General features: G+C 77.7%; 25 protein-coding genes and 1 tRNA gene. 10 read left to right on the top strand and 16 right to left on the bottom strand.

Annotated features, from left to right (window positions below):
* Positions 1-48: 48 nt before the first annotated feature.
* Positions 49-1,017, top strand: coding sequence for a glucosyl-3-phosphoglycerate synthase (locus tag WA616_RS22810; protein WP_336033456.1), 969 nt, complete (start codon positions 49-51; stop codon positions 1,015-1,017).
* On the opposite strand, the gene WA616_RS22805 is transcribed toward WA616_RS22810, so the two are convergent.
* Positions 974-3,955 carry an acetoacetate--CoA ligase gene (locus WA616_RS22805; RefSeq protein ID WP_336033455.1) on the bottom strand — a complete coding sequence of 994 codons (2,982 nt, stop codon included), beginning with the start codon at positions 3,953-3,955 and terminating at the stop codon, positions 974-976. The genes WA616_RS22810 and WA616_RS22805 overlap by 44 nt on opposite strands.
* Positions 3,952-4,638 carry a 4'-phosphopantetheinyl transferase family protein gene (locus WA616_RS22800; protein ID WP_336033454.1) on the bottom strand — a complete coding sequence of 229 codons (687 nt, stop codon included), beginning with the start codon at positions 4,636-4,638 and terminating at the stop codon, positions 3,952-3,954. The genes WA616_RS22805 and WA616_RS22800 overlap by 4 nt, the downstream gene beginning before the upstream one ends.
* A 263-nt stretch (positions 4,639-4,901) precedes the next feature.
* Here WA616_RS22800 and WA616_RS22795 point away from each other — a divergent pair, with 263 nt between their 5' ends.
* Both WA616_RS22795 and WA616_RS22790 read left to right on the top strand, forming a co-directional pair.
* Entirely contained in the window at positions 4,902-5,864 is a 963-nt protein-coding gene (locus tag WA616_RS22795; RefSeq protein WP_336033452.1) for a glucosyl-3-phosphoglycerate synthase, read from the top strand.
* An 8-nt stretch (positions 5,865-5,872) separates the two neighbouring features.
* On the top strand, positions 5,873-7,045 hold the full coding sequence (locus WA616_RS22790) for a glycosyltransferase (protein ID WP_336033450.1): 1,173 nt from the start codon (positions 5,873-5,875) through the stop codon (positions 7,043-7,045).
* Positions 7,046-7,114: 69 nt separating this feature from the next.
* Here the strand turns inward: WA616_RS22790 and WA616_RS22785 are convergent, their stop codons facing one another.
* Together WA616_RS22785 and WA616_RS22780 are read right to left on the bottom strand one after the other, a co-directional pair.
* On the bottom strand, positions 7,115-8,062 hold the full coding sequence (locus WA616_RS22785; RefSeq protein WP_336033448.1) for a Gfo/Idh/MocA family protein: 948 nt from the start codon (positions 8,060-8,062) through the stop codon (positions 7,115-7,117).
* 29 nt (positions 8,063-8,091) lie between these two features.
* Positions 8,092-9,207 (bottom strand): NDMA-dependent alcohol dehydrogenase, encoded by a 1,116-nt coding sequence (locus tag WA616_RS22780; protein ID WP_336033447.1) that lies wholly within the window; start codon positions 9,205-9,207, stop codon positions 8,092-8,094.
* Between the two features lie 255 nt (positions 9,208-9,462).
* On the opposite strand from WA616_RS22780, the gene WA616_RS22775 reads away from it, so the two are divergent.
* Positions 9,463-10,164 carry a TetR/AcrR family transcriptional regulator gene (locus tag WA616_RS22775; RefSeq protein WP_336033446.1) on the top strand — a complete coding sequence of 234 codons (702 nt, stop codon included), beginning with the start codon at positions 9,463-9,465 and terminating at the stop codon, positions 10,162-10,164.
* A 10-nt stretch (positions 10,165-10,174) separates the two neighbouring features.
* On the opposite strand, the gene WA616_RS22770 is transcribed toward WA616_RS22775, so the two are convergent.
* From WA616_RS22770 to WA616_RS22755, 4 genes are all read right to left on the bottom strand, one after another.
* The gene (locus WA616_RS22770) at positions 10,175-10,789 is read right to left on the bottom strand and encodes a TetR-like C-terminal domain-containing protein (protein ID WP_336033444.1); all 615 of its coding nucleotides are present in this window, start codon (positions 10,787-10,789) and stop codon (positions 10,175-10,177) included.
* Between the two features lie 133 nt (positions 10,790-10,922).
* Positions 10,923-11,255, bottom strand: coding sequence for a hypothetical protein (locus WA616_RS22765; protein WP_336033442.1), 333 nt, complete (start codon positions 11,253-11,255; stop codon positions 10,923-10,925).
* Between the two features lie 28 nt (positions 11,256-11,283).
* Positions 11,284-12,174 (bottom strand): 1,4-dihydroxy-2-naphthoyl-CoA synthase, encoded by an 891-nt coding sequence (locus tag WA616_RS22760; protein WP_336033441.1) that lies wholly within the window; start codon positions 12,172-12,174, stop codon positions 11,284-11,286.
* Positions 12,175-12,227: 53 nt separating this feature from the next.
* Positions 12,228-12,977 (bottom strand): hypothetical protein, encoded by a 750-nt coding sequence (locus tag WA616_RS22755; RefSeq protein ID WP_336033440.1) that lies wholly within the window; start codon positions 12,975-12,977, stop codon positions 12,228-12,230.
* 130 nt (positions 12,978-13,107) lie between these two features.
* Between WA616_RS22755 and WA616_RS22750 the strand changes: the two genes are divergently transcribed.
* Positions 13,108-13,911 carry an endonuclease/exonuclease/phosphatase family protein gene (locus WA616_RS22750; RefSeq protein ID WP_336033438.1) on the top strand — a complete coding sequence of 268 codons (804 nt, stop codon included), beginning with the start codon at positions 13,108-13,110 and terminating at the stop codon, positions 13,909-13,911.
* A gap of 2 nt (positions 13,912-13,913) precedes the next feature.
* On the opposite strand, the gene WA616_RS22745 is transcribed toward WA616_RS22750, so the two are convergent.
* Positions 13,914-14,405, bottom strand: coding sequence for an NUDIX hydrolase (locus WA616_RS22745; RefSeq protein WP_336033436.1), 492 nt, complete (start codon positions 14,403-14,405; stop codon positions 13,914-13,916).
* A gap of 65 nt (positions 14,406-14,470) precedes the next feature.
* On the opposite strand from WA616_RS22745, the gene WA616_RS22740 reads away from it, so the two are divergent.
* Both WA616_RS22740 and WA616_RS22735 read left to right on the top strand, forming a co-directional pair.
* Positions 14,471-14,929, top strand: a complete 459-nt coding sequence (locus tag WA616_RS22740; protein ID WP_336033435.1) for a MaoC family dehydratase — start codon at positions 14,471-14,473, stop codon at positions 14,927-14,929.
* Entirely contained in the window at positions 14,929-15,492 is a 564-nt protein-coding gene (locus tag WA616_RS22735; RefSeq protein WP_073417924.1) for a TIGR00730 family Rossman fold protein, read from the top strand. Before WA616_RS22740 ends, WA616_RS22735 begins: the two co-directional genes overlap by 1 nt.
* Here the strand turns inward: WA616_RS22735 and WA616_RS22730 are convergent.
* The gene (locus WA616_RS22730; protein WP_336033431.1) at positions 15,489-16,037 is read right to left on the bottom strand and encodes a DinB family protein; all 549 of its coding nucleotides are present in this window, start codon (positions 16,035-16,037) and stop codon (positions 15,489-15,491) included. The genes WA616_RS22735 and WA616_RS22730 overlap by 4 nt on opposite strands.
* An 82-nt stretch (positions 16,038-16,119) precedes the next feature.
* Between WA616_RS22730 and WA616_RS22725 the strand changes: the two genes are divergently transcribed.
* On the top strand, positions 16,120-17,229 hold the full coding sequence (locus WA616_RS22725) for an NAD(P)/FAD-dependent oxidoreductase (protein WP_336033429.1): 1,110 nt from the start codon (positions 16,120-16,122) through the stop codon (positions 17,227-17,229).
* 44 nt (positions 17,230-17,273) lie between these two features.
* Entirely contained in the window at positions 17,274-18,173 is a 900-nt protein-coding gene (locus WA616_RS22720; RefSeq protein WP_336033427.1) for an MBL fold metallo-hydrolase, read from the top strand.
* Positions 18,174-18,197: 24 nt separating this feature from the next.
* Here the strand turns inward: WA616_RS22720 and WA616_RS22715 are convergent, their stop codons facing one another.
* The 4 genes from WA616_RS22715 to WA616_RS22700 are packed head-to-tail and all read right to left on the bottom strand — an operon-like array spanning position 18,198 to position 21,161.
* Positions 18,198-19,244, bottom strand: a complete 1,047-nt coding sequence (locus WA616_RS22715; protein WP_336033425.1) for a GGDEF domain-containing protein — start codon at positions 19,242-19,244, stop codon at positions 18,198-18,200.
* Between the two features lie 59 nt (positions 19,245-19,303).
* Entirely contained in the window at positions 19,304-19,720 is a 417-nt protein-coding gene (locus WA616_RS22710; RefSeq protein WP_336033424.1) for an arsenate reductase ArsC, read from the bottom strand.
* Positions 19,717-20,826 carry an ACR3 family arsenite efflux transporter gene (gene arsB / locus WA616_RS22705; RefSeq protein WP_336033422.1) on the bottom strand — a complete coding sequence of 370 codons (1,110 nt, stop codon included), beginning with the start codon at positions 20,824-20,826 and terminating at the stop codon, positions 19,717-19,719. The genes WA616_RS22710 and arsB overlap by 4 nt, the downstream gene beginning before the upstream one ends.
* A complete protein-coding gene (locus WA616_RS22700; protein WP_336033420.1) occupies positions 20,823-21,161 on the bottom strand; it encodes a metalloregulator ArsR/SmtB family transcription factor in 339 nt (112 codons plus the stop codon). Before WA616_RS22700 ends, arsB begins: the two co-directional genes overlap by 4 nt.
* 119 nt (positions 21,162-21,280) lie before the next feature.
* Between WA616_RS22700 and WA616_RS22695 the strand changes: the two genes are divergently transcribed.
* Positions 21,281-21,691, top strand: a complete 411-nt coding sequence (locus WA616_RS22695) for an ArsI/CadI family heavy metal resistance metalloenzyme (RefSeq protein WP_336033418.1) — start codon at positions 21,281-21,283, stop codon at positions 21,689-21,691.
* 43 nt (positions 21,692-21,734) lie between these two features.
* On the opposite strand, the gene WA616_RS22690 is transcribed toward WA616_RS22695, so the two are convergent.
* Both WA616_RS22690 and WA616_RS22685 read right to left on the bottom strand, forming a co-directional pair.
* Entirely contained in the window at positions 21,735-24,260 is a 2,526-nt protein-coding gene (locus tag WA616_RS22690; protein ID WP_336033416.1) for a putative bifunctional diguanylate cyclase/phosphodiesterase, read from the bottom strand.
* 89 nt (positions 24,261-24,349) lie between these two features.
* Positions 24,350-24,436, bottom strand: a tRNA-Ser gene (locus tag WA616_RS22685).
* Positions 24,437-24,461 lie beyond the last annotated feature (25 nt).

Below are 24,461 nucleotides of genomic sequence, written 5' to 3'. Positions count from 1 at the left end.
CCGGCTCCGTCCGTGGCGGGGCCGATCCCGTTCCACCACAGTGGGCCGATGCGACCCGACGCCCGCGCCTGGTTCACCGGCCGCACGTCCACGACCCGATCGGTCGACGACGTCGACGTCGTCGGGCTGCTGCGCGCCAAGCGGCGCGGCGGGCACCGGGTGAGCGTGGTCCTCCCCGCCCGGGACGAGGAGGCCACCGTCGGCGGGCTGGTCGCCGACCTGGTCGAGCGCTGGGTCCGCCGCGTGCCGCTGGTCGACGAGGTGCTGGTGGTCGACTCCGACTCGGGCGACCGCACCGCCGAGGTCGCCCGCGCCGCCGGGGCCGACGTCGTGGCCGCCGCCGAGGTGCTGCCGGCGCACGGCAGCCGGCCGGGCAAGGGCGAGGCGCTGTGGAAGTCGCTGGCCGCCACCACCGGCGACCTGCTCGTCTTCCTCGACGCCGACCTGCTCGGCGACGTCTCCCACTACGTCCCCGGCCTGCTCGCCCCGCTGCTCACCGACCCGCAGGTCGGCTACGTGAAGGGCTGCTACACCCGGCCGCTGGAGATCGACGGCCGCAGCACCCCCGCCGGCGGCGGGCGGGTCACCGAGCTCACCGCGCGGCCGCTGCTCAACGCGCTGTGGCCCGAGCTCGCCGGGTTCGTGCAGCCGCTGGGCGGGGAGTACGCCGGCCGCCGCGCGGCCCTGGAGCAGGTGCCGTTCGTCTCCGGCTACGGCGTGGAGGTGGGCCTGCTGGTCGACCTGCTCGGACTGCTCGGCCTCAACGGGCTGGCGCAGGTCGACCTCGGCGTGCGCCGGCACACCTCCCAGGACCAGGAGGCGCTCGGGCGGATGGCCGGCCAGGTGGTGTCGGCGGTGCTCGCCCGCGGCGGGGTGGCCTCGCCGGCCGGCCTGCTCACCCAGTTCCGCAGCGACGGCGCGGGGTTCGTCCCGGTCAGCACGGGCGTCGCGGTCGACGAGCGCCCGCCGATGGTCACCGTCGGCGAGTACCTCGCCGAGCGCGCCGGGGCCGTGTGACCCCGGCTCCTCCGCCGGCTCCCTCGATCGCCGCCGACACCCGCGCCCCCAGGGTCGCCGCGTACCGGCCGGCGAGCAGGTCGTTGTGCGTGCCCGGCACGGCCACCACCCGCAGGTCGGGCAGGTGCCGCCGCCACACCGCCATCTGGTGGGCGAGCACCGGCACGCGCCGGCGGATCCGGAAGTAGGTCACCGGCCCGGCGTGGTCGGGCAGCGGGAACGCCTCGTACAGCGCCGCCGAGTCGCGCAGCACCCGGCGGTCGGCCGGCAGCTGCGTGCTGCGCCGGTCGGCCAGGGCCGTGCGCACGCTCTCGTCGCTGAGGCCGGGGACGACGAGGGCCAGCGCCCCGGCCACCTTGCGCGCCAGCCTCCGCGCGCGGCCGAGCTCGGCGTAGGGCGGGCGGCAGTCGAACAGGCCGAGGAAGTCGACCTCCCGCCCCGCCGCGGTGAGCCGCCGGGCGACCTCGAGGGCCACGACGCCGCCGAAGGAGTAGCCGGCCAACCGCACCGGGCCCGCGGGCGCCCGGGCGGTCACCGACGCGACGTGGCGCGCGGCGAGCTCGTCGACGGAGAACCGCGACCCGTCCGGCCGCGCGAGCGGCCCGACCAGCCCGACGACCTCACCGGGCACCGTCAGCTCGGCGACCAGGGCGTGCCAGCTGTCGAGGTCGCCGTGCGCACCGTGCACCAGGAACAGCGGCGGCGCCGCGGGGTCGCCCTCGCGCAGCGTGCGGGTGTCGGGCTCGGTGCCGTCGCGCCCGGTGAGCAGCGCGGCCAGCGCACCGACGGTGGGCGCCTCGGCGAGGTCGGCGAGCTCCACCGGGCGGCCGAGCTCCTGGCGCAGCCGGCGCAGCAGCGTCATCGACTGCCGGGAGGTGCCGCCGAGGTCGGCGAAGGCGACGCCGCCCGGCACGGGCCTGCCGAGCACCTCCGCGAACACCCGGGCGACGACGGCCTCGACGCCCTCCCCCTCCGGCACCGGCGCGGCGGACTGCCGGGCCCGGGCCGCCGCGCGGATGGCGTCGAGGCAGGCCGGGTTGCGCAGCGACTGCAGGTTGGCCGCCGGCCGCCCGTCGAGGGCGTCGCGGGCGGCGCGCTCCGAGGGCTTGCCGTTGTGCGTGCGCGGCACCTCGGGGACGGCGAGCACGACGGCGGGCACGTGCGCGGGCGAGGCCTCCCGGCGCAGCGTGGCGCGGATCCGCCCGGCCAGCTCCTCGTCGAGCCGCAGCCCCGGCGCGAGGACGACGAGCAGCACCAGCCGGCTGCTCCCCCGCGCCCGCGGATCGCGCTGCTCGAGCGCCATCACGTCGACGACGCCCGGGATGCGCCGCACGACCGCGTAGATCTCCGACGGGCCGATGCGGACGCCGTCGACGTTGAGCACGCCGTCGGAGCGGCCCAGCACCCGGACGGTGCCGTCGGGGTGCACCTCCACCCGGTCGCCGTGGGTCCAGACGCCGGGGTGCCGCGCGAAGTAGGCCCGCTCGTAGCGCTCGCCGCCGGGGTCGTCGAGCACGCCGACCGGCCGCGAGGGGAACGGGTTGCGGCAGACCAGCTCGCCCTCCCGGCCCAGCACCGGCCGGCCGTCGTCGTCGAGCGCGGCGACGTCGAGGCCGAGGCTCAGCGCCTGCGAGCGGCCGCGGACCACCGGCAGCTCCGGGTGGCCGAGGACGAAGCAGCCGACGATGTCGGTGCCGCCGGAGATCGACTGCAGCGGCACCTCGCCGACCGCGTCGCGCACCCAGTCGAACTGCCACTCGTGCAGCACCGCGCCGGTGGACAGCACCGCGCGCAGCCGGGAGAGGTCCGCGGCATCGCGGGGGCGGAAGCCGGCGTCCTGGCACATCTGCAGGTACGCCGGGCTGGTGCCGAGGACGGTGACGCCGTGCCGGGCGGCCAGCGCCCACAGCGTGTCCGGGCCGGTGACCGGGCCGTCGTGGAGGACCACGTGCGCGCCGACGGCGAGCGCCGACAGCTGCCAGTTCCACATCATCCAGGCGGTCGTGGTGTGGAAGGAGAGCGTGTCCGCGGGCGTCAGGTCGCCGTGCAGCCGGTGCTCCTTGACGTGCTCGAGCAGCGCGCCGCCGGCGCCGTGCACCAGCGCCTTGGGCGGCCCGGTGGTGCCCGAGGTGCTCATGACCCACAGCGGGTGGTCGAAGGGCAGCCGCGGCCAGTCCGGCAAGCGCACCGGGTCGGGCAGCGCGGCGACGTCGTCGGCCAGGCGGGCGACGGTCACGCCGGGGCCGAGGTCGGGCGGCGGTGCGTCGTCGAGGAGCAGCACCAGCCGCACCGACGGGAGCTGCGCGGCGAGCTCGGCGAGGGCGTCACCGTGCAGGTCGCGCCGGTCGACGACCAGCGTGCCCGGGCGCAGCTGCCCGAAGCGGCCGAGCAGGGTGGCCACGCCCATGTCGGGCGTGGCGGTGGCCAGCGTCGCGCCGAGCGCGGCGACGGCGAGGGCCGCGACCAGCACCGGCGCGGAGTTGGCGCCCACGGCCGCGACGCGGTCACCGGTCCGGACGCCGCGGGCGGCCAGCGCGGCCGAGGCCCGCTCGACCGCGGCGCGCAGCTCCGCCCGGGTGAGCACCTCCGCCGGGCGGCCGGCGTGCACCGCGGTGAGCGCGGGCGCGCCGTCGTCGACCCCGGGCAGGGGCCGCAGCAGGTTCTCGGCGTAGTTGAGGCGCACGCCGGGGAAGAAGCGCGCGGTGCGGACGTCCGCGCCGGTGCGCACCGGCTCGGCGACGCCCTCCCAGGCGAGGCCCGACCAGTCCAGCAGGGCCCGCCAGAACAGGTCCGGCTCCTCGACCGAGAGACGGTGCAGCTCCGGGGCGGCCGACAGGTCCCGGCCGGTGCGGCGCTCGAGCAGCGCGCGGAAGGCAGCGAGCTGGGGCCGGCGCCCCGCCCCGGCGCGGACCGCGGTGCGGGGGGCAACGGCGGTCACCGGAGGCGCTCCGGCGTCAGCGGGCGCACGCGCGCCCGCGCCGGGTCCCAGCGGCGGTCCAGCGCGGCGGTGGCCACCCAGCCGGCGGGCACGGGCAGCGGCGCGAGCCACCAGGAGCCCAACCGGCCCCGGCCGCCGGCGGGGGTGACGACGGTGCGCGGGTCCCGCCGCAGGCCGGTCCCCTCCGCCTTCAGCACCGCCTCCTTGGCCGTCCAGGCGCGGGTGCGCTCGATGTCCCCACCCGTGCCCTCACCCGCGCGCCCGGCGAGCCGGGCGAGCTCGGGCGCGGCCAGCCACTCGTCGCCCTCGGGCCCGGGGCCGGCGGGCTCCAGGTCGACGCCGAGGCCGGCGCGCGGTGCCACGGCGACGAGCGCGAGGCCGCCGGCGGCGGAGCAGCTGACGCCCGGGCCGCGGCGGGCGCACCGGACCAGCGGCCGTCCCCCACGGACCTCGAGGGGGACGTCGGCCGGCGCCAGCCCGAGCAGGTCGCCGAGGACGGTGCGCAGCACGGCGCGCACGAGCACCCGGCGACGGCGGACCGCGGCGACCCCCCGGTCGGCGGCCGCGCGCTCGCCGGGGGTGAGCCGCGCGGCCGCGGCGTCCTCGTCCCAGCGATCGTCGGCGAGGTCGACCGACCAGACGTGCAGGGGCGCGGGCAGCGAGGGGCGCAGGGACGTCGGCACCGCTCCTCCTCCCGGTCGCGTCCCGGCCGCAGGTGCCCGGTCGGGATCTCGCCGGACCGACGGTACGTCACGCTGCGTAGCCGTTCCACGGGAACAGCGGGAGAACGCGCAGGTGCGTCGCGGCGTGACGCTGCGCAGCGTGACCGCTCCGGAGACGGACCGCAATGGGCATTGACGACCCACGGACGTCCGGACTCGGGCATCCTGTCGCGACGGGGGTCCCGTGCCGGCGACGGAGCCGGCACCCGACCGTGGGGAGCGGCATGCGCCCTGACGTCTCCCGCTGGCTGCGCCGGCGGACCTTCAGCGCGGCCACGTGGTGCGCCGCCGAGCTCGCCGAGGCCAAGTCGGCCCGGGGCTCCAGCGTCAGCGTCGTGCTGCCGGCGCTCGACGAGGAGCCCACCGTCGGGACGATCGTCGGCAGCATCCGGCGGGCCCTGGTGGAGGAGGCCCGGCTGGTCGACGAGGTGGTCGTCGTCGACAGCGGGTCGGCCGACCGCACCGCCGCGGTCGCCGCCGAGGCCGGGGCCACCGTCGTCGACACCGCGACCGTGCTGCCGGCCCACGGGCGGGTGCCGGGCAAGGGCGAGGCGCTGTGGAAGGGGCTGCACGCCACCAGCGGCGACCTCGTCGTCTTCGTCGACGCAGACCTCGTCGGGTTCGACCCGCAGTTCGTCGTCGGGCTGCTCGGCCCGCTGCTCACCGACCCGGCGATCGGCTACGTCAAGGCGCTCTACGACCGGCCGCTGCACACGCCCGAGGGCATCGTCCCCTCCGGCGGCGGGCGGGTCACCGAGCTGCTCGCCCGGCCGCTGCTCAACGCCTGGTGGCCGGAGCTCGCCGGCTTCGTGCAGCCGCTGTCCGGGGAGTACGCCGGCCGCCGCGAGCTGCTCGAGCGGGTGCCGTTCGTCTCCGGCTACGGCGTCGAGTTCGGCCTGCTCGTGGACCTGGCGGGGCTGGCCGGCGTCGACGCGCTCGCGCAGGTGGACCTCGGCACCCGCCGGCACAGCCACCAGTCCGACGCGGCGCTCGGGCGGATGGCGGGGCAGATCCTGTCCACCGCGATCGCCCGCCGGCCCGGCGCGGGGCGGCCGTCGTCGGAGCTGCTGCAGTTCCTCCGCACCGCCGACGGCGTGGAGGCGGTGAGCTGGGACGTCGGGGTGAGCGAGCGGCCGCCGATGCGCACGGTCCGCGCGGCCGCCGGCGAGCCCGGGCCCCGGTCGTGAGGGTGCTCATGGACGCCGGCCCGTGGCTGCCGGTGCCGCCGCCGGGCTACGGCGGGCTGGAGAACGTCGTCGCCACGCTCACCACCGCGCTGCGCGAGCGCGGGCACACCGTCGTCCTGGCCGCCTCCGGCGACTCCCCGCTCGCGGTCGACGGCCTGGTCAGCGCCTTCCCCGCCGGCCGCTTCGAGCGTCTCGGCCTGCCGTACCCGCAGGTGGTGGGCGACGCGCACGCCCACGCGCTCGCCGTCGCCGAGGCCGTGGCGGCGGAGCCGTTCGACGTCGTGCACACCCACCTCGAGGTGGTCGGCCCCGCGGTGCTCGGCGCGCTCGGCCCGGCCGCCCCGCCCGTGCTGGCCACGCTGCACTGGGACCTGCGCCGCAACGCCGCGTTCTACGAGCGCTTCGACGGCCGCGGCCGGGTGTTCTTCACCGGGGTGTCCGACAGCCAGGTGGCCCGCGGGCCCGACGCGCTGCGGCGCCAGACCCTGGCCGCGGTGCCGCTGGCCGTCCCGGTGGACGGCCAGCCGCCGCTGCCCCGGGAGGACCGCGACGACGCCGTGCTCGTGCTCGCCCGCATCTGCGAGCTCAAGGGCACCGACACCGCGGTGCGCGCGTGCGCCGCCGCCGGGGTGCCGGTGGTGCTGGCCGGCCCGGTGGGACCGTTCGCCGGCCCCGCCGAGCTCGAGGCCGCGCTCGACGCCGCCGCGGCCACGCCCGGCCACCCGGGGCTCGGCCACCCCGACGTCGCGTGGTTCCTGCGGGAGGTCGCGCCGCTGCTCGACGGCGGGCGCGCCAGGTGGGTCGGCAGCGTCGCCGGCGCGGGGAAGGACGCGCTGCTGCGCCGGGCGCGGGCGCTGCTGACGCCGGTGCGGTGGGACGAGCCGGGCGGCACCGCGGTGTGCGAGGCGCTGGCCGCCGGGACGCCGGTGGTCGCCACGCCGCGCGGCTGCCTGCCCTCGCTGGTCGAGGACGGCCGCACCGGGCTGCTCGCCGGCGACGAGGCCGGCCTCGCCGCGGCCCTGCGCCGGGTGGGCACGATCGACCCGGCGGTGTGCGCGGCCGAGGCGCGCCGGCGCTTCGCCCCGGCGGTGATGGCGGCGGCCTACGAGGAGCTCTACGCCGAGGTGGTCGCGCGCGCGGCCGCCGCGGACGCCGACCTGGAGTCCCTGGGGAGCCCCTAGCGCGACCGGCCCCCCTTCCGCGCGCGGAAGGCGGACCAGGGACTCCGCCTTCCGCGCGCGAAAGGCGGATCAGGGGCGGACGGGGGCGCCGGTGCGGGCCGACTCGGCCACCGCGACGGCGACGCGGTGGGTGCGCAGCGCCTCGGCGTAGTCGACCAGCCCGTCGGCGCGCGGCCCGCCGGTGAGCAGGTCGACGAAGGCCCGGTCGACGGCGAGGCGCGCGTCCACCGCGGGCTCCCGACGGTCCGCGCCCTCCGCGGTGGTCACCGTCAGCGCCGTCTCGCTCAGCTCCACCGCGGCGCCGGCGCAGGAGAGCTCGAGGCCGGCGCGGGTCCTGGCCGGCTGCGCGCAGGCGGCGGCGAGCGTGCCCACCGCGCCGGAGGCGAACCGCAGCACCGCCGCGGTGGCGTCGTCGACGTCGCGGCCGGGGTCCGACGACGGCGCGCGCAGCGCCTGCACCTCGGCCACCTCCCCGGCGAGCAGCCGGGCGAGGTCGAGCACGTGGGTGGCCTGCTCGACCACCTGGCCGCCGGAGCGGTCCGCGCGCGACCACCAGGCCGGCGGCGGCACCTTGTCCAGCCACGTGGCCGACACCAGCCGCGGCGGGTGCGCGGCGCAGACCTCCCGGGCGGCGGCCACGGTGTCGAGGTGGCGCCAGTGGTAGCCGGTCGCCGTCGGCACGCCCGCGGCCGCGACGGCGGCGGCCACCTCCTCGGCGACGGCGAGCCCCGCGCCCAGCGGCTTCTCGACGAACAGCGGCAGCCCGGCGCGGACCACCGCGAGCTCGAGCTCGCCGTGCGCGAACGGCGGCACGCACAGCCACACCGCGTCGAGACGCGAGCGCAGCAGCTCGTCCGGCTCGAGCGCCGGCACGCCGAGGTCGCCGGCCAGCGCCCGGGCCGCGGCCGGGACGGCGTCGGCCACCCCGACCAGCTCGACGTCGCCCAGTCCGGTCAGCGTGCGGCCGTGCCGCGCGCCCACGCCACCGGCGCCGACCAGTCCCACCCTCAGGGCCACGCCGGGCACCTGCCCCGGCGCGGCGGGCGTCAACCCCCGTGGACCAGCAGTCCCCGGACCGTCTCGCCGGCCGCCTGGTCGCGGTAGCCCTGGTTCAGCTCGTCGAGGGCGTAGCGGCGGGTGACCAGGCGGTCGAGCTCGAGCCGGCCCTCCTCGGCCAGGCGCGCCAGCATCGGGATGTCGCGGAACGGGTTGCACGAGCCGAACAGCGAGCCCTGCACGCGGTGCTCGAAGACGGTGGTCATCTGCCCGTTGAGGTCCACGTGGCCCTCGCGCGGGTGGTCGGCCAGCGCCGTGAGCACCAGCGTGCCGCCCTTGCCCAGGCACGCCGATGCCCCGGCCATCACCTCGGCCGACATCTTCCCGACGGTCACGACGACGACGTCCGCGCCGGTGCCGCGCGAGAGGTGCCGGGCCAGCTGAGCGGCCTCGCCGGCGTCGGCGACGGTGTGCGTGGCGCCCAGGGTCTGCGCGAACTCCCGCTTCATCGCCACCGGGTCGACGCCGACGACGTGCGCCGCGCCCGCGTGCACCGCGCCCTGGACGGCGTTGACGCCGACCCCGCCGAGGCCGACGACCACGACGACGTCGCCGGGGCGGGTGCCGCCGGAGTAGACCGCCGAGCCCCAGCCGGTGGGCACGCTGCAGGCGAGCAGGGCGGCGGTGTCCAGCGGCAGGTGCGGGTCGATGCGCACGCAGGAGAACTCGCTGAGCACGGTGTGCCGGGCGAACGCGCCGACGATGCAGAAGCCGCCGAGCGGCTCGCCGTCGAGCCGGAAGGGGTAGGTGCCGGTGGGCAGCTGCCCGATGGCGATGGTGGCGCCCGCGTCGCAGATGTTCGAGCGGCCGGTCGCGCAGTACCGGCAGTGCCCGCACGCGGGCAGGAAGCTGGTGACGACGTGGTCGCCGGGCGCCACGCCCGTGACACCCGGGCCGACGGCCAGGACGACGCCGGAGCCCTCGTGACCGCCGACGATCGGGTAGCGCCCGCCCGGGTTGGAGTGGCGCAGGTGCTCGTCGGAGTGGCACAGCCCGGCGTAGGCCATCTCGACCAGGACCTCGCCCGGCCCCGGGTCCACGACCTCGAGGTCGACGATCTCGTACTCGGTGCCCGCCTCGCGCAGCACCGCTCCCCTGGTCCTCACCCGCGTCGGTCCTCCTCGAGCCCGGCGGCGTCCCCGTCGGCGCCGTCCGGCGACCAGCCAACCCCACCGGCCCGGCCGGGCCGACGGCGGGGTGGCACCGGGTGCCAGGCCCGCCGGCCTGCGGGACCGGACGGTCCGGGGCAGGATCGTCCGGATGGCCGAGCACACCCCTGTCACCGCACCGGCATGCCCCGTCCGGCTGATGTCGTTCCGGATGGTGCCGGAGTCGCAACGCTGCGTTGCTAGCCTTGAACCGTGAGTGAGCAGTCCCTGCGTGCGCGGAAGAAGGCGCTGACCCGGGCGCACGTCCTCGCCACGGCCCAGCGACTGTTCGCCGAGCGCGGGTTCGACGCCGTTCCCATCGCCGACGTCGCGGCCGCGGCCGACGTGGCCGTGCAGACGGTGTTCAACCACTTCGCGACCAAGGAGGAGCTCTACTGGTCCGGCCGCGCCCCCTGGGTGACCGGACCGGCCGACGCCGTCCGCGAGCGGCCCGCCGGCGAGACGCCGCTCGGCGCCCTCCGCCGCCACCTGGTCGAGTCGATGGCCGACTTCACCCAGCGGCTCGGCGAGCCCGAGGGCCGCTGCGCCGTCGCCGCCCTCGACCGCTCGCCGGCGCTGCGGGCCGCCGAGCGCGAACTGCACCACGAGGCCGAGCGCCTGCTCGCCGAGGCGCTCGAGGAGGCCCTCACCGAGGAGCCGCCCGCCGGCCTCACCACGCCGCCGCGCCTGGCCGCGCGGCTGGTGGCGGCCACCTGGCTGTCGGTCACCCGGTCGCTGGTCCTCACGCTGCGCGACCCGCTGCCCGAGCCCGCCGACGTGCCCGCTCTCGTCGCGCAGGTGCGGGCGACGACGGGCCGGCTGCTGTCCCGCATGCAGGCCGACCTCGAGGACGCGGCCGCGGCCGGCCCCGGGAGCGCGGCCGGCGCCGTCCCCGGGTCGCTGCGGGCGGTCTGACCCGGCGCCCTCAGCTCGCGACCGGCTCCACGGCGGGCGCCACGATCGGCAGCAGGACGTCGTCGACGACCTGCTCCACGTGCTCGGCCACCAGCGCGCCGTCGCCGGCCACGGTCAGCCGCTGCCACCAGAACGCCTCGAGCACCGAGCGCAGCAGGGCCAGCCGCTCGGCCGGCACCTCCTCGCCCCGCGCCGACCAGCGGTCGCCGAGCGTCTCGACGGCGTCGGTGAGCGGGTGCACGAGGGCCGCGTCGAGCCCGGCGCGCAGGTCCTCGTCGTGCCGGGCGGCGCCGACCAGGCTGGCCACGGCGCGCTCCTCGCGCGACAGGGGCCGGCGCCACGAGGCGACCAGCGCGGCCAGGTCGGCACGGGGCGAGCCCTCGTCCTGCGGCGCGGTCACCAGCGTGAAGCGGCTGACCGCCGACCGGGCGAGCGCGGACATCGACGGCCAGCGCCGGTAGATGCCGGCCTTGCCCGCTCGCGCGCGGGCCGCGACGCGGTCGCTGTTGAGCCGGCCCCAGCCCTCCTCCGCGAGGATGTCGACGGCGACCGCGACCAGCTGCTCGGACAGCTCGGCGCTCAGCGGGCGTCCGGGCGTGCCGCTCACGAGCGGGTCCGTTCGCACGTCATCAGGTTGTGCACCGCCTCATACTGGCCTGTCGGTGGAGTCACCACAACGACCGGGGTGCCGCGTCACCCGACCGGTCCCCCGCAACCCCTCTAGCCGGAACGGCGGGTTGCGCGGGGCGCGCCAGAGGTCAGGCGCCGGCCGCCGACTCGACGTGGACCTGCAGGAACGCGCCGTCGTCGCTGACCCAGCCCCGCCCGCGGGCGGACTCGAGCATGCCGTCCCAGCGCTGCGCCCAGCCGGCGACGTCGGCGTCCGGCTCGGCCGCGGCGCGCAGGGCCGCGGCGTCCAGGACGCCGGTGTCGGCGTCCTGCATCCGGCCCAGGCCCGCGTCGCGCAGCGCCCGGTCGGCCTCCTCGTCGGTGACCTGGCCCAGGGCCAGGTGCAGCCGCGTGAGGTCGTCGGTGTCGACGACCCGCACCTCGGGGCGCTCGTCGGCGCCCCCCACCACCTCGACGATCACGGGTCCTCCGCTCACACGTGCCAGGGGCTCATACATGCCAGGGAAAGCGGGAGAAGTCGGGGTCGCGCTTCTCCAGGAAGGCGTCGCGGCCCTCGACGGCCTCCTCGGCCGCGTAGGCCAGCCGGGTCGTCTCCCCGGCGAACAGCTGCTGGCCGACGAGGCCGTCGTCGATCAGGTTGAACGAGTACTTGAGCATCCGCTGGGCGGTCGGGCTCTTGGCGACGATCCGCCGCCCCCAGTCCAGCGCGGTCCGCTCCAGCTCGGCGTGCGGGACGACGCGGTTGACCATGCCCATGGCGTGCGCGTCGGCCGCCGAGTACTCCTCGCCGAGGAAGAAGACCTCGCGGGCGAACTTCTGCCCGACCTGCCGGGCGAGGTAGGCCGAGCCGAAGCCGCCGTCGAAACTGCCGACGTCGGCGTCGGTCTGCTTGAAGCGGGCGTGCTCGGCACTGGCCAGGGTCAGGTCGCTGACGACGTGCAGGCTGTGCCCGCCACCGGCGGCCCACCCGGGGACGACGCAGACGACGACCTTCGGCATGAACCGGATCAGCCGCTGCGCCTCCAGCACGTGCAGCCGGCCGCTCGACCGGCCGACCTCGTGCTCGTAGCCGTGGCGCCCGCGCACCCGCTGGTCACCGCCGGAGCAGAACGCCCACCCGCCGTCCTTCGGGCTCGGCCCGTTGCCGGTGAGCAGCACGCAGCCGACGTCGGTGGACAGCCGGGCGTGCTCGAGCGCGGTGATCAGCTCGTCGACCGTCTGCGGGCGGAAGGCGTTGCGCACCTCGGGCCGGTCGAACGCGATGCGGACGACGCCGGCGTCGACCGCGCGGTGGTAGGTGAGATCGCCGAAGTCGAACCCGTCGACCGGCTGCCACGCGGCGCTGTCGAAGATCTCCGAGACGTCGTCGCGGGCACTCATGCCCCGAACCTAGCGGCGTCCGGGACGCCGGGCCGCCGGAGGCGGGCCCGCGGTCAGCCGCCGGGCAGCACCCCGGTGACGCCGCCGACGACACCGCCGACCGTGCTGCCGACCGTGCCGGTCACGTCCTGCACGACGCCGCCGACGGTCCCGGGAACGTCCCCGACGAGCTCCCCGACCGGCTCGGTCACCGGCGCGAGCGGGGCCGGCGGCGCGGGCACGGGGGCCGGCGCGGGCGCCGGGACGGGGGCGGGCGCCGGGGCCGGCGCCTGGGGAGCGGGCGCGGCCGGGGCCGCGGGTGCGCTCGCCGACCCGCCGGCCGGGGTGCCGGGGGCCGGCGTCCCGGGTGCCGGCGCGGGGGCGGCCGGCGCCGGGGCCGCGGCGGGCGCGGGGGCGGCGGACGCGGCGGCCCCGCCGAGGTCGAACAGCCCGGCCGACGGCGAGGCCGCCCGGCCGGCGGCGCCCTGCGAGGACGAGGCCGTGGTGCCGAGACCGGGGAAGAGGGAGCCGTCGGGCGTGCCGGGGACGCCGAAGGACGGCGTCAGGCGCGCGTACCCCGGTGCCGCGCCGGCCGTGCCGTCGGCGGCGTAGACGCCGGAGCCGTCCGCGCCGCCTCCCCCGGCGGCCCCCGCGGCGTCGGCGCCGGCGGTGGCCATGAGCGGGGCGACGACGAGGCCGGTGACGGCGAAGGACATGAGCACCCGCCAGGTGAGGCGCTGCGCGGCGGTCTCCGGGGCGGGGTCCTCCCCCGGGTCGGGCCGTCCGGTCGCGACGACGTCGGTCGCACGGTGCCGCGCGCTCATCGGCCGTTCCTCTCCGTCGAGGTGGGTGAGACCGCCCTCACACCGCCGGTACAACGAGGTACCAGCCGCGGGGTTGCGCGTCCACCGCGGGACCGCGCACGGGTGACCGTCCCCGGCTAGCGTCGCCCCCGTGCCCGACGGCGCCGCCCTGCGCGTGGGCACCCTCAACCTGGCCTCCGGCCGCGGCCCCGGCGGCCGCGTGCTCTCCCCCGCCGGCCTCGCCGCCGCGGTGGCCGAGCTCGACGTCGACGTGCTCGCGCTCCAGGAGGTCGACGGCGGGCAGCACCGCTCGGGCGGCACCGACCAGGCCGCCGTCGTCGCCGGGGCGCTGGGCGCCGCCGACTGGCGGGCCGCCGCGACGCTGCACGGCACCCCGAGCCCGTTCCGCGGCACCTGGACCGCCGCCGAGCCGGCGCTCCGGGGGCCCGGCGGCGCGGTGGACGGACCGGTCTACGGGGTCGCGCTGGTGTCCCGCCGTCCGGTGCACGAGTGGGCGGTGCTCGGGCTGGGCGCCGGCCGCGCCCGGCTGCCGCTGCGCGCGCCCGACCCCGCCACCGGCCGGGTGCGCACCTGGTGGGTGCCCGACGAGCCGCGCATCGCCGTCGCGGCCTGCCTGGACGGGCTCACCGTCGTCGGCACGCACCTGTCCTTCTCCCCGCCCACCGCGGTGCGCCAGCTGCGCCGGCTGCGGCGGTGGGCGGCGGCGCTGCCCGGGCCGGTCGTCGTCGCCGGCGACCTGAACCTGCCCGGCGGGGTGCCGGCCCGTTTGCTGCGCGCGACCCGGCTGGTCAGCGGCCCGAGCTTCCCCGCGCACGGGCCGCGCATCCAGCTCGACCACTTGCTGGCCCTGGGCCCGGTGCCGGCGCGCGACCCCGCGGTCCGCGCGCTGCGGGTCGGCGACCACCGCGCGCTGACGGTGGCGCTCGGCGCCTGACCTCAGGCCGCGGGGGGATCCGCCAGCAGGGGGCGCAGCCGGTCCAGCGAGCCCGCCAGCCCCGGGTGCAGCGTCACCTGGTGCAGCCCGGCCAGCGGCACCCAGGCGACGCCGGTGCTCTCGCCGTCGAGCCGCAGCCGCGCGGGGTCGAGCTCGCCGGCCGGGCGGGCCAGCACGGTGGTGTAGGCCCAGCCGCCGTGGTCGTCGACCGAGCGGGCACCCAGGACCAGCGCGCTGGCCGGCAGGCCCAGCTCCTCCTCCACCTCGCGCAGCGCGCCCTGCTCGGGACTCTCGCCGAGGTGCAGCGCGCCGCCGGGCGTCCCCCACGTGCCGCCGTGGTGCGACCACAGCGCCCGATGCTGGAGCAGCAGCTCGGGGCCCTCGGCGCCGTGGCGGTGCACCAGCAGGCCCGCCGCGCCCGCGCGGCCCCAGTGCCGGTGGCCGAGCGAGCAGGTGGTCCAGCCGTCGGTCGGCGTCAGCCCGCTGCTCCCCACGCGACCAGTGAACCGCACTGGCAGGATCCGGCGCGGACGCCGCCACCGACGACGGGAGCACCGCCATGACCACCACCACGACGATGGCCGAGCTGCCCGGCCTGGTCGGCACCGAGCTCGGCACCAGCGAGTGGTTCGAGGTGACGCAGGAGCACGTCGACACGTTCGCCGAGGCCACCGGCGACCACCAGTGGATCCACGTCGACGTCGAGCGGGCGAGGGCCGAGAGCCCGTTCGGCGGGCCCATCGCCCACGGCTACCTGACGCTGTCGCTGCTGGCCTCCCTGTCCGGGCAGGTGCTGGCGGTCACCGACACCGCGATGGGCGTGAACTACGGCCTGAACAAGGTGCGCTTCCCCGCCCCCGTGCCGGTTGGCTCGCGCGTCCGGCTCAGCGCCGGTCTCAAGGACGTGCAGGAGGTCGCCGGCGGGCTGCAGCTGACCCTCGCGGCGGTCATCGAGCGCGAGGGCGGCGACAAGCCGGTCTGCATCGCCGAGCCCGTCTTCCGCTACTACGGCGCCTGATGCGGGTCGCGGTCTTCACCGGCAGCCGGCCCGGGCCGGAGCCGCACCGCGCGGCCGCCGCGGCGCTCGGCGCCGACCTGGCCGCGGCCGGGGTGGGCGTCGTCTACGGCGGCGGGCACGTCGGGCTCATGGGCACGGTGGCCGACGCCGCGCTGGCGGCCGGGGGCGAGGTGGTCGGGGTGATCCCGCAGCACCTGGTCGACGACGAGCTGGCGCACCCCGGCCTGCCGCGCCTCGACGTCGTCGGGTCGATGCACGAGCGCAAGGCGCGGATGACCGAGCTCGCCGACGCCTTCGTGGCGCTGCCCGGCGCCGCCGGCACCCTCGAGGAGCTGTTCGAGGCCTGGACCTGGGGGATGCTCGGGCTGCACGCGAAGCCGGTGGCGCTGCTCGACGTCGACGGGTTCTGGCAGCCGCTGCTCGCCCAGCTGCGCCGCATGGCCGACGACGGCTACCTGGAGCAGCGCCGGCTCGACGCGCTCGGCGTGGTCGGCGACGCGGCGGGCCTGCTGGCCTTCGTCGAGGGCTACGAGCACCCGCCGCGGAAGTGGGCCGCCCGCTAGCGCCAGCCCGGCGCGGCGATGCCCTGCGCCTCGGCCTCCAGCTGCCAGGCGCCCTTGCCGTCGATCGACTCGCGGATGACGTCGGCGTGCCCGGCGTGGCGGGCCTGCTCCTCGATCTGGTGCAGCAGCATCCAGCGCACCGTGAAGACCGTGCCGGCGGGCATCCACCGGGCGACGTCGTCGGCGAGGGGGACGACGCGGTCGAGGTCGGGCTCCGCGCGCACGACCTCCTCGGTCTCCCGCGCCACCTCCGCCCAGCGGCGCAGCAGCACCTCGACGGTCTCGTCGGCGGCCACGGTGAAGCCGGCCATCCACCCGGCCTGCGGATCGGTCTCCACCGCGTGCGGGCGGCCGCCGATGCGCCCGGCCACGTTCACCCGCTCCCCCTGCGTCACGTGCTTGACCAGCGCCGACAGCGACAGCTCGCTCGCGCTGGGCCGCGCCCGCGCCTGCTCCTCGGTGAGGCCCAGCAGGGCGTTGCGCAGCCCGGTGCGCTGGTTCTCCAGCATCCGCAGCAGCAGGTCCCGCTCGTCCGGTGCGCTCACACCGGCCATCCTCCGCCGCGCGGGCGCAGTGCCGACAGCCCCCGGCTGGCCGCGCGGCTCGGGCCTGCCTAGCGTCGCGGGCGTGGAGCGCTGGGACGTCGTCGTGGCCGGCGGCGGCCCGGCGGGGGCGGCCGCCGCGCTCGCGGCGCTGGGCACGGGCGCCTCGGTGCTCGTGCTCGACCGGGCGGACTTCCCCCGCGACAAGGTCTGCGGCGACGGCGTCGCCCCCGAGGCGCTCGACGTGCTGGCGGGCCTCGGCGTCGACGTCGCCGCGCTGACCGCGGGCTACGCCCCCGTGCCGCGGCTGTCGCTGCGCTCCCCCGGTGGCGCGACGGTGGAGCGGGACACGCACCGGCCGTCGTCGGTGGTGCCGCGGGAGGTGTTCGACGCCCGGCTGCTCGCCGCCGCCCTCGACCGCGGCGCCGCCTTCCGCCGGCACGCCGTCCGCCGGGTCACGCCCGGCCCGGACGGGGTCGACGTCGACGGGGTGCTCACCGCCGGGGTGCTGGTCGGCGCCGACGGCGCGGAGTCGGTGGTGCGCCGGTCGCTGGGGCTGGGCCGCAACCGCGACGACCGGCTGGCCGTGGCGCTGCGCGGCTACGCGCCGGAGCTGCCCGGCCGGGCCGGGACGCAGGTGCTGGTGACCACCGAGCAGCGCTGGCCGGCCTACGCGTGGTCCTTCCCGCTCGGCGACGGGCGGGCCAACGTCGGCTACGGCGAGCTGGTCAGCGGCGGGGGGAACCGCGCCGCGCTGGTGGAGGGCCTGCACCGGCTGTTGCCGGGGGTGCAGCCGGAGGGGCTGCGGGCGCACCGGCTGCCGCTGTCGACCGGCCGGCCGCGGCAGCCCGACGGCCGGGTGCTGCTCGCCGGGGACGCCGCCTCGCTGGTCAACCCGATGACCGGCGAGGGGATCTTCTACGCGGTGCTGTCCGGCGTGCTGGCCGGGCGGGCGGCCGCGGCCGGGGCGGGCGCGGGTGCGCTGCACCGGCGGGCGCTGCGCCGGCGGCTGGGCGCGCACCACCGGTCGGCGTCGGCGGCGTCGTGGATCAGCCGGTGGCCGGGAGTCATGGACGCCGCCTTCCGCGCCGCGGCGGCCGACCAGCGGGTGTTCGACGACGTCGTCGCGCTCGGCCTCGCCGACGGCCGGCTCACCGCCCGCACCCTCGCCGCGGCGGCCCGCTCCCTGCGCTGAAGGGCCTCTCGAGCGCTGTCGGCCCTCCGTGCCAGGGTGGGCGCGTGGGCAGCCGCGACGACGACCTCCGCTACGGCGGCATCACGCTCCTCGCCTCGCCCGAGGGCGGCCGCTACCCGTGCGGCAACTCGCTGCTGGTCGCGGGCACCGAGGCGACGGCGCTGGTCGACCCGTCGATCGAGGTCGGCCGCCGCGGCCGCGCCGTCGGGCCGGTCGACCTGGCGTTCGTCAGCCACGGGCACGAGGACCACGTCGCGGGCCTGCACGTCTTCCCCGAGGTGCCGGCGCACGCGCACCCGGCCGACGCCCCCGCGGTCCGCGAGACCGACGCCCTGCTCGCCGGCTCCGGGATGGACGACGTCGCCGCGGACGCGTTCCGCGAGGAGCTGCGCACCGGCTTCGGGATCACCGGGCACGCCGACGTCCGCGAGGTGACCGACGGCGACGTGATCGACCTCGGCGGGCGCACGCTGACCGTCGTCCACCTGCCCGGGCACACCGCGGGGCACTGCGGGCTGCTCGTGGAGCCCGACGGCTTCCTGTTCACCGGCGACATCGACCTCACCGGCTTCGGCCCGTACTACGGCGACGTGAGCAGCGACCTCGACGCGCTGGAGGCCTCCTTCGACCGGCTCCGCGGGATCGAGGCCCGCTGGTACGGCACCGCGCACCAGAAGGGCGTCGTCGAGGGGCGGGAGGCGTTCCTCGCCGCGCTCGACACCTACGCGGGCGTCATCGCCCGCCGCGACGAGACGCTGCTCGGCCTGCTCGCCGAGCGGCCGCGCACGGTGGCCGAGGTGGTCGAGCACCGGCTGGTGTACCGCCCGCACGTGCAGCTGCCGTTCGTGCCGACGGTGGAGCGGCGCACCGCCGAGCAGCACCTGGCCCGGCTGGAGCGGGCCGGGGTGGTGCGCGCCGAGGGCGGCACCTGGGCACCGGCCTAGACCGGGCGGCTCAGACCGGGCGGCTCAGACCGGCGCGACCTCGACGCGGCCGCGGCCGCCGCGCTTGGCGCGGTAGAGGGCGCGGTCGGCGGCGGCGTAGAACTCGCGCATCCCGGGCGTGTGGCCGCCGGAGTGCGCCACGCCGACGCTCACCGACATGGCCAGCAGGCTCCCGTCGGGCAGCGTCAGCGGCGTCGAGAGCACGCTCTCCAGCAGCGCCCCGGCGCGGTCGACCGCGACGTCGGCGCTGCAGCCGGGCAGCAGGACGGCGAGCTCGTCGCCGCCGAGGCGGGACAGCACGGCGTCGCCGGCGCGGATCTGCCGGCGGATGATGCCCGCGAGGTGGACCAGCGCGTCGTCGCCCACCGGGTGCCCGTGCACGTCGTTGATCTGCTTGAACGAGTCGACGTCGAGGAGCATCAGCGCGGTGCCCTCGCCGGGGCCGGACCGGCGGCCGTCGAGCGCGACGGCGAGGGCGTCGTCGAAGACGCGGCGGTTGACCAGGCCGGTGAGGGTGTCCACGGTGGCCTGCTGCTCCAGCGCCTCGACCAGCCGCTCCTGCACCGACCCGGCCCGCTCGAGCATCGAGGCCACGACGGTGAGGACGACACCGGTGAGCAGGACGTCGGACAGCGCGGTCTCCAGCGGCAGGAGCAGCGGGACGACGACGGCGTTGGCGACGACCGCGGCGGCGGTGACGACGGCGACCGCGGCGCGGCGCAGGTGCGAGGCGACCCACAGCACCGGGAAGGCGAGGAAGGCCTGCGCGCCGGCCGAGGTGTCCTCGGTGATCCAGTTGAGCACGCAGACCATCGCCACCCCGGCGATCCCCACGGCGACGAAGACGCCGGCCCCGTCGAGCCGGCCGGGCTCGGTGCGGCGCACGACGACGGCGAGGACGACGAGGACCGCGACGCCCGCCCAGGTGGCCCCGACGGTCACGGCGCTCGCCGCGTTGGCGCCGAAGGTGCTGACCACGGCCAGCACGCCGGCGGACACGGCGATCATCAGCACGAGCGACCGCGCGGCGGCGCGCGGCTGCCGTGCGCGCAGTCCCCGGGCGATGGCCACACCTGGTCTTCGGCAGGCGGGGCCGCGATCGTGAGCCGGGGCCACCCCGAGGGGGGAGGTCAGCCCCGCGTGCCGGCGGGGACGCCCAGCTCGGCGAGCAGGCCCCGGACCCGGCGCTCGACCTCGTCGCGGATCGGCCGGACCGCCTCGACGCCCTGGCCGGCCGGGTCCTCGAGGGCCCAGTCGAGGTAGCGCTTGCCCGGGAAGACCGGGCAGGCGTCGCCGCAACCCATGGTGACGACGACGTCGGAGGCCTCGACGGCCTCGGTCGTGAGCACCCTGGGCCGCTGGTCGGTGATGTCGATGCCGGCCTCGGCCATCGCCTCCACCGCCGAGGGGTTGATCCGGTCGCCGGGCAGCGAGCCCGCCGAGCGGACCTCGACCGCGTCACCGGCGAGGTGCCGCAGCCAACCGGCGGCCATCTGCGAGCGGCCGGCGTTGTGCACGCAGACGAACAGGACGCTGGGACGGGTCACGGGGTGCTCCTGACGGGGACGGTCGGGTCGCCGGGGAACCAGCGGGCGGCCCACAGGGAGACGTAGACGAGCGCGACGAGGACGGGGACCTCGACGAGCGGGCCCACCACGCCGGCCAGCGCCTGGCCGGAGGTGACCCCGAACGTGCCGATCGCGACGGCGATGGCCAGCTCGAAGTTGTTGCCGGCCGCGGTGAAGGCCAGCGTGGCCGTCCGCGCGTAGCCGAGCCGCAGCCGCACGCCGAGCAGGAACGAGCCCCCGAACATGAGGAGGAAGTAGGCCAGCAGCGGCAGCGCGATGCGGGCGACGTCCCAGGGGCGCGACGCGATGGCGTCGCCCTGCAGCGCGAACAGCACCACGATCGTGAACAGCAGGCCGTACAGCGCCACCGGGCCGATCCGCGGCAGGAAGCGCTGCTCGTACCAGGCGCGGCCACGGGCCCGCTCCCCCAGCACGCGGGTGAGCGCCCCGGCGGCCAGCGGGACGCCGAGGAAGACCAGGACCGAGACCACGATCGCCGCGACCGAGAACTCCGCCGACGTGGTGGGCAGGCCGAGCCAGCCGGGCAGCACCTGCAGGTAGAACCAGCCGAGCGCGCCGAAGGCGAGCACCTGGAAGACCGCGTTGACGGCGACCAACACGGCGGCGGCCTCGCGGTCGCCGCAGGACAGGTCGGTCCAGATCAGCACCATGGCGATGCAGCGGGCGAGGCCCACGACCACCAGGCCGGTGCGGTACTCGGGCAGGTCGGGCAGCAGCAGCCAGGCCAGCGCGAACATCACGGCCGGGCCGACCAGCCAGTTGAGCACCAGGCTCGCGGCGAGGAGCCGTCGGTCGCCGGCGACCCGGCCGAGCTCGGTGTACCGGACCTTCGCCAGCACCGGGTACATCATCAGCAGCAGGCCGGCGGCGATCGGCAGGCTCACCCCGCCCACCTCGACGGCCGCCAGGGCGTCGTCGAACCCGGGCACCAGGCGGCCGAGCAGCAGGCCGGCGGCCATGGCGGCGAGGATCCAGACAGGCAGGAACCGGTCGAGGACCGACAGCCGCCGGAGCACCGGCGCCTCCGGCCCCGCGAGCGGGGCCTCGCGGACGGCGTCGCTCACGCGGGGACCGCGGCGGCGTCGAACAGGCCGGCGACGGCGGCCAGCGCCTCGCGGCGGACGGCGTAGTACACCCACACGCCCCGCTTCTCGCGGTCGAGCAGGCCCGCGGTGTGCAGCACCTTGAGGTGGTGGCTGATGGTGGCCTGGGTGAGGTCGAAGGCGGCGTTGAGGTCGCAGACGCAGGCCTCGCCGGTGTCGCTGCCGGCGATGAGGCCGACCAGCCGCAGGCGCACCGGGTCGGCCAGCGCCTTGAGCAGCCCGGCCACCTCCTCCGCGCGCTCGGCGGACATGGCGGTGCCCGTCAGGGGCGTGCAGCAGGCCACCGGGTCGCTCACGGGTCCTCCGTCCACGGGGATCACATCGACGACCATCCTATTGACAGGCGTCGATGTCAAGGCGCACGGTGGCCCGGACATCGACGAGCGTCGATGTCTTCCGACCCGAGGAGGTCCCCATGTCCCGGATCCAGCTCGCCCTGCGCGTCGCCGACCTCGACGCCGCCGTCGACTTCTACGGCCGCCTGTTCGGCACGCCGCCGGCCAAGCGCCGCCCGGGCTACGCCAACTTCGCCGTCGCCGAGCCGCCGCTCAAGCTCGTCCTGCTGGAGGGCGAGGGCGGGGAGCCCACCCGGCTCGACCACCTGGGCGTGGAGGTGGCGGACACGGCGGAGGTCACGGCCGCCACCGGCCGGCTCGCCGGCGCCGGCCTCGCCACGCGCACCGAGGAGCAGACCACCTGCTGCTACGCCGTCCAGGACAAGGTGTGGGTGACCGCGCCCGGCGGCGAGCCGTGGGAGGTCTACACCGTCACCGCCGACGCCCGGCCCGACCTGGAGGGCGCGACGACGACCGCGTCCTGCTGCTGAGCCCTGCTGCCGGGTCCTGCTGCCGGGTCTTGTCGCGCGGCGTTCAGCCGCCCGCCTCGGCGGCCGCCGTCCGCAGCGCCCCGCGCACGCGGTCGGCGAGGTCCGCCGGGCAACCCGGGTCGACGACGACGTCGTCGGCGCCCGCGGCGAGCAGCCGCGCCCGGGTCGCCCGGTCGGCCCGCGCGCACAGCACGAGGACGGCGGCACCGCCCGCGGGCCGCAGCGCGGCCGGCCGGGCGAGCGCGTCCTCGCCGCGGGCGGTGACCAGCACGACGGCGTCCGGCGGCTCGCCCGGCCCGGCCATCGCGAGGCCGGCGCGCACGAGGGCGCCGCGCACCGCCCGCCCGAGGGCGTCCTCGCCGGCGACGAGCTGCACGGTGGCCCGCCCGGACCGGCCCGGGCAGCCGGCGGCGGCCCGCACCGCGGCGCCGGCCGCGGCCACCGCGTCGTCGAGCCCGTCCAGGGACACCGGGCGGGCGAGGTGGTGGCCCTGCAGGTGGTCCACGCCCAGCTCCAGCAGCCGGGTCGCCTGGTCCCGGGTCTCCACGCCCTCGGCGGTCACCTCCAGGCCCAGGTCGTGGGCGAGGGTGACCATCGCGGTGAGGATCGCGGCGTCCCCCGGGCCGGCGCCCATCTGCTGGACGAAGGTGCGGTCGACCTTGACGCCGTCGACGGGCAGGTCCTGCAGCCGGCCGAGGGAGGAGTAGCCGGTGCCGAAGTCGTCGATGGCCACCCGGATGCCCGCGGCGCGCAGCTCGGCGAGCTGACCGACCACCCGCGGACCCGCCTCGAGGAACAGCGTCTCGGTCACCTCCAGCAGCAGCTGCCGCGGGCCGACGCCGGTGCGCGCCAGGATGCCGAGCACGGTCGTCGCGAAGTCCGGCTCGCGCAGCTGCACCGGCGAGACGTTGACCGCCACCGAGCGGCCCGGGTCGGCGGCCAGCCACGGGGCGAGCCCCCGGCAGGCGGCCCGCAGCACCTGCTGGCCGAGGGTCCGCACCAGCCCGCTGCGCTCGGCGACCGGGAGGAAGTCGGCCGGCAGCGCCAGACCGGACGGGCGCGGCCAGCGGACCAGCGCCTCGACCCGGGTGGCCGCGCGGGCGGTCACGTCGACCAGCGGCTGCAGGTGCACGACGAGCTCGTCGCGGTCGAGCGCCTGGCGCAGCCCGTTCTCGACGTCGGCGCGGGCGAGCACCGCCGTCGACATCGTCGGGTCGAACACCTCGTAGCGGCCCTTGCCGGCGCGCTTGGCCGCGTACATGGCGATGTCGGCCTGCTGCAGCAGCACGTCGGCGGGGACGGGCTCGCCGCCGGCCACCCGGGCCAGGCCGATGCTGCCGGTGGGCACGAGCTGCCGGTCGCCGAACCGCACCGGTGTGTCCAGCGCCGCCCCGATCCGGCGGGCCACCTGCTCGCCGTGCGCGGCCTCGGCCAGCACGACGGCGAACTCGTCGCCGCCCAGGCGGGCCACGGTGTCCTCCGGGCGCACGCAGCGGGTCAGCCGCCCGGCGACCTCGACGAGCAGCCGGTCGCCGACCTGGTGGCCGAGCACGTCGTTGACGTCCTTGAAGTCGTCGAGGTCGACCAGCAGCACGCTGACGCCGGCCGGGGGGCGGGCGTCCAGGGCGTGCTGCAGCCGGTCGGCGAACAGCGCCCGGTTGGCCAGGCCGGTGAGCGGGTCGGTGAAGGCCAGCCGGCGCAGCTGCTCGGCGCGGGCGGCCAGCTCGGCCGTGGCGCGGGCGGCGGCCAGCTCGGCGAGCTTGCGCTCGGTGACGTCGGTGGCGGTGCCGTGCAGGCGCACCTCGGCGCCGTCGTCGTCGCGGACGACGGCGGCCCGGCAGCTCACCCAGCCGACGCTGCCGTCGGCGCGCAGCACCCGGTGCTCGAGCCCGTAGTCCTCCCGGCCGGCCCGGACGTCGGCGAGCATCTGCAGCAGCTCGTCGCGGTCGTCGGGGTGCACCCGCGCCAGGTAGCCCTCGACCGTCGGCACCAGCGCGGCCGGCGGGATGCCGAAGATGCGGAACATGTCGTCGGACCAGACGACGACGTCGCTGCGCACGTCCCAGTCCCACCGGCCCAGGCGGGCCACCCGCTGGGCCTCGAGCAGCCGCCGCTCGCTCTCCTGCAGGCGGGCCTCGATGGCCACCCGCTCGGTGACGTCCTGCGCGGTGCCCACGAGCAGCAGCGGGCTGCCGTCCTCGCCGCGGGTCACCGAGCCGCGCGCCCGCACCCAGATGACCGCGCCGTCGCCGCACACGACGCGGTGGTCGAGGTCGAAGACCCCGCCGTCGGCGAGCGCGGCGAGGATGGCCCGCTCGGCCCGCGGGCGGTCGTCGGGGTGGACCATCTCCAGGCAGGTGGCGAAGGTCGGCGTCACGGAGCGGTCCAGGCGGTAGACGGCGCGGAGCTCGTCGCTGAACAGGACGGCGCCGGTGCGGACGTCCCACTCCCAGCTGCCGAGCGCGGCCAGGCGCTGGGCCTCGGCCAGCCAGCGCCGGCTGCGCTCCAGCGCCGCGGCGTCGTCCTCCCGCGCCTGCGTGCCGGCGTCCGGCACCGCTGCCCCGCTCATCGCACTCCCCGGCCCGTGGGGCCCGGTTCCCCGCGGAGGGGCACACGCTAGGCGATGGACGGCGCACGGAGGGGAACCGGCGGCGCGAGCGGAGGGCGTGGGATTCGAACCCACGATGGGTGTGACCCCATAGCGGTTTTCAAGACCGCCGCCATCGGCCTCTAGGCGAGCCCTCCCGGCCGCCCGAGGCTAACGCGCACC

Origin of the sequence: Geodermatophilus sp. FMUSA9-8 (genome assembly GCF_037034165.1) — a bacterium.
In the GTDB taxonomy this organism is placed as follows: domain Bacteria; phylum Actinomycetota; class Actinomycetes; order Mycobacteriales; family Geodermatophilaceae; genus Geodermatophilus; species Geodermatophilus nigrescens.
The sequence above is the reverse complement of the archived record's forward strand: the minus strand, read 5'-3'. Positions and strand labels throughout refer to the sequence as shown.

Bases quoted from the DNA above. Each gene is read 5' to 3' on its own strand.
- WA616_RS22810 (WP_336033456.1), top strand. From the start codon at position 49: ATGCGACCCGACGCCCGCGCCTGGTTCACCGGCCGCACGTCCACGACC.
- WA616_RS22795 (WP_336033452.1), top strand. From the start codon at position 4,902: ATGCGCCCTGACGTCTCCCGCTGGCTGCGCCGGCGGACCTTCAGCGCG.
- WA616_RS22790 (WP_336033450.1), top strand. From the start codon at position 5,873: ATGGACGCCGGCCCGTGGCTGCCGGTGCCGCCGCCGGGCTACGGCGGG.
- WA616_RS22760 (WP_336033441.1), bottom strand. From the start codon at position 12,174: ATGAGTGCCCGCGACGACGTCTCGGAGATCTTCGACAGCGCCGCGTGG.
- WA616_RS22755 (WP_336033440.1), bottom strand. From the start codon at position 12,977: ATGAGCGCGCGGCACCGTGCGACCGACGTCGTCGCGACCGGACGGCCC.
- WA616_RS22740 (WP_336033435.1), top strand. From the start codon at position 14,471: ATGACCACCACCACGACGATGGCCGAGCTGCCCGGCCTGGTCGGCACC.
- WA616_RS22735 (WP_073417924.1), top strand. From the start codon at position 14,929: ATGCGGGTCGCGGTCTTCACCGGCAGCCGGCCCGGGCCGGAGCCGCAC.
- WA616_RS22695 (WP_336033418.1), top strand. From the start codon at position 21,281: ATGTCCCGGATCCAGCTCGCCCTGCGCGTCGCCGACCTCGACGCCGCC.
- WA616_RS22690 (WP_336033416.1), bottom strand. From the start codon at position 24,260: ATGAGCGGGGCAGCGGTGCCGGACGCCGGCACGCAGGCGCGGGAGGAC.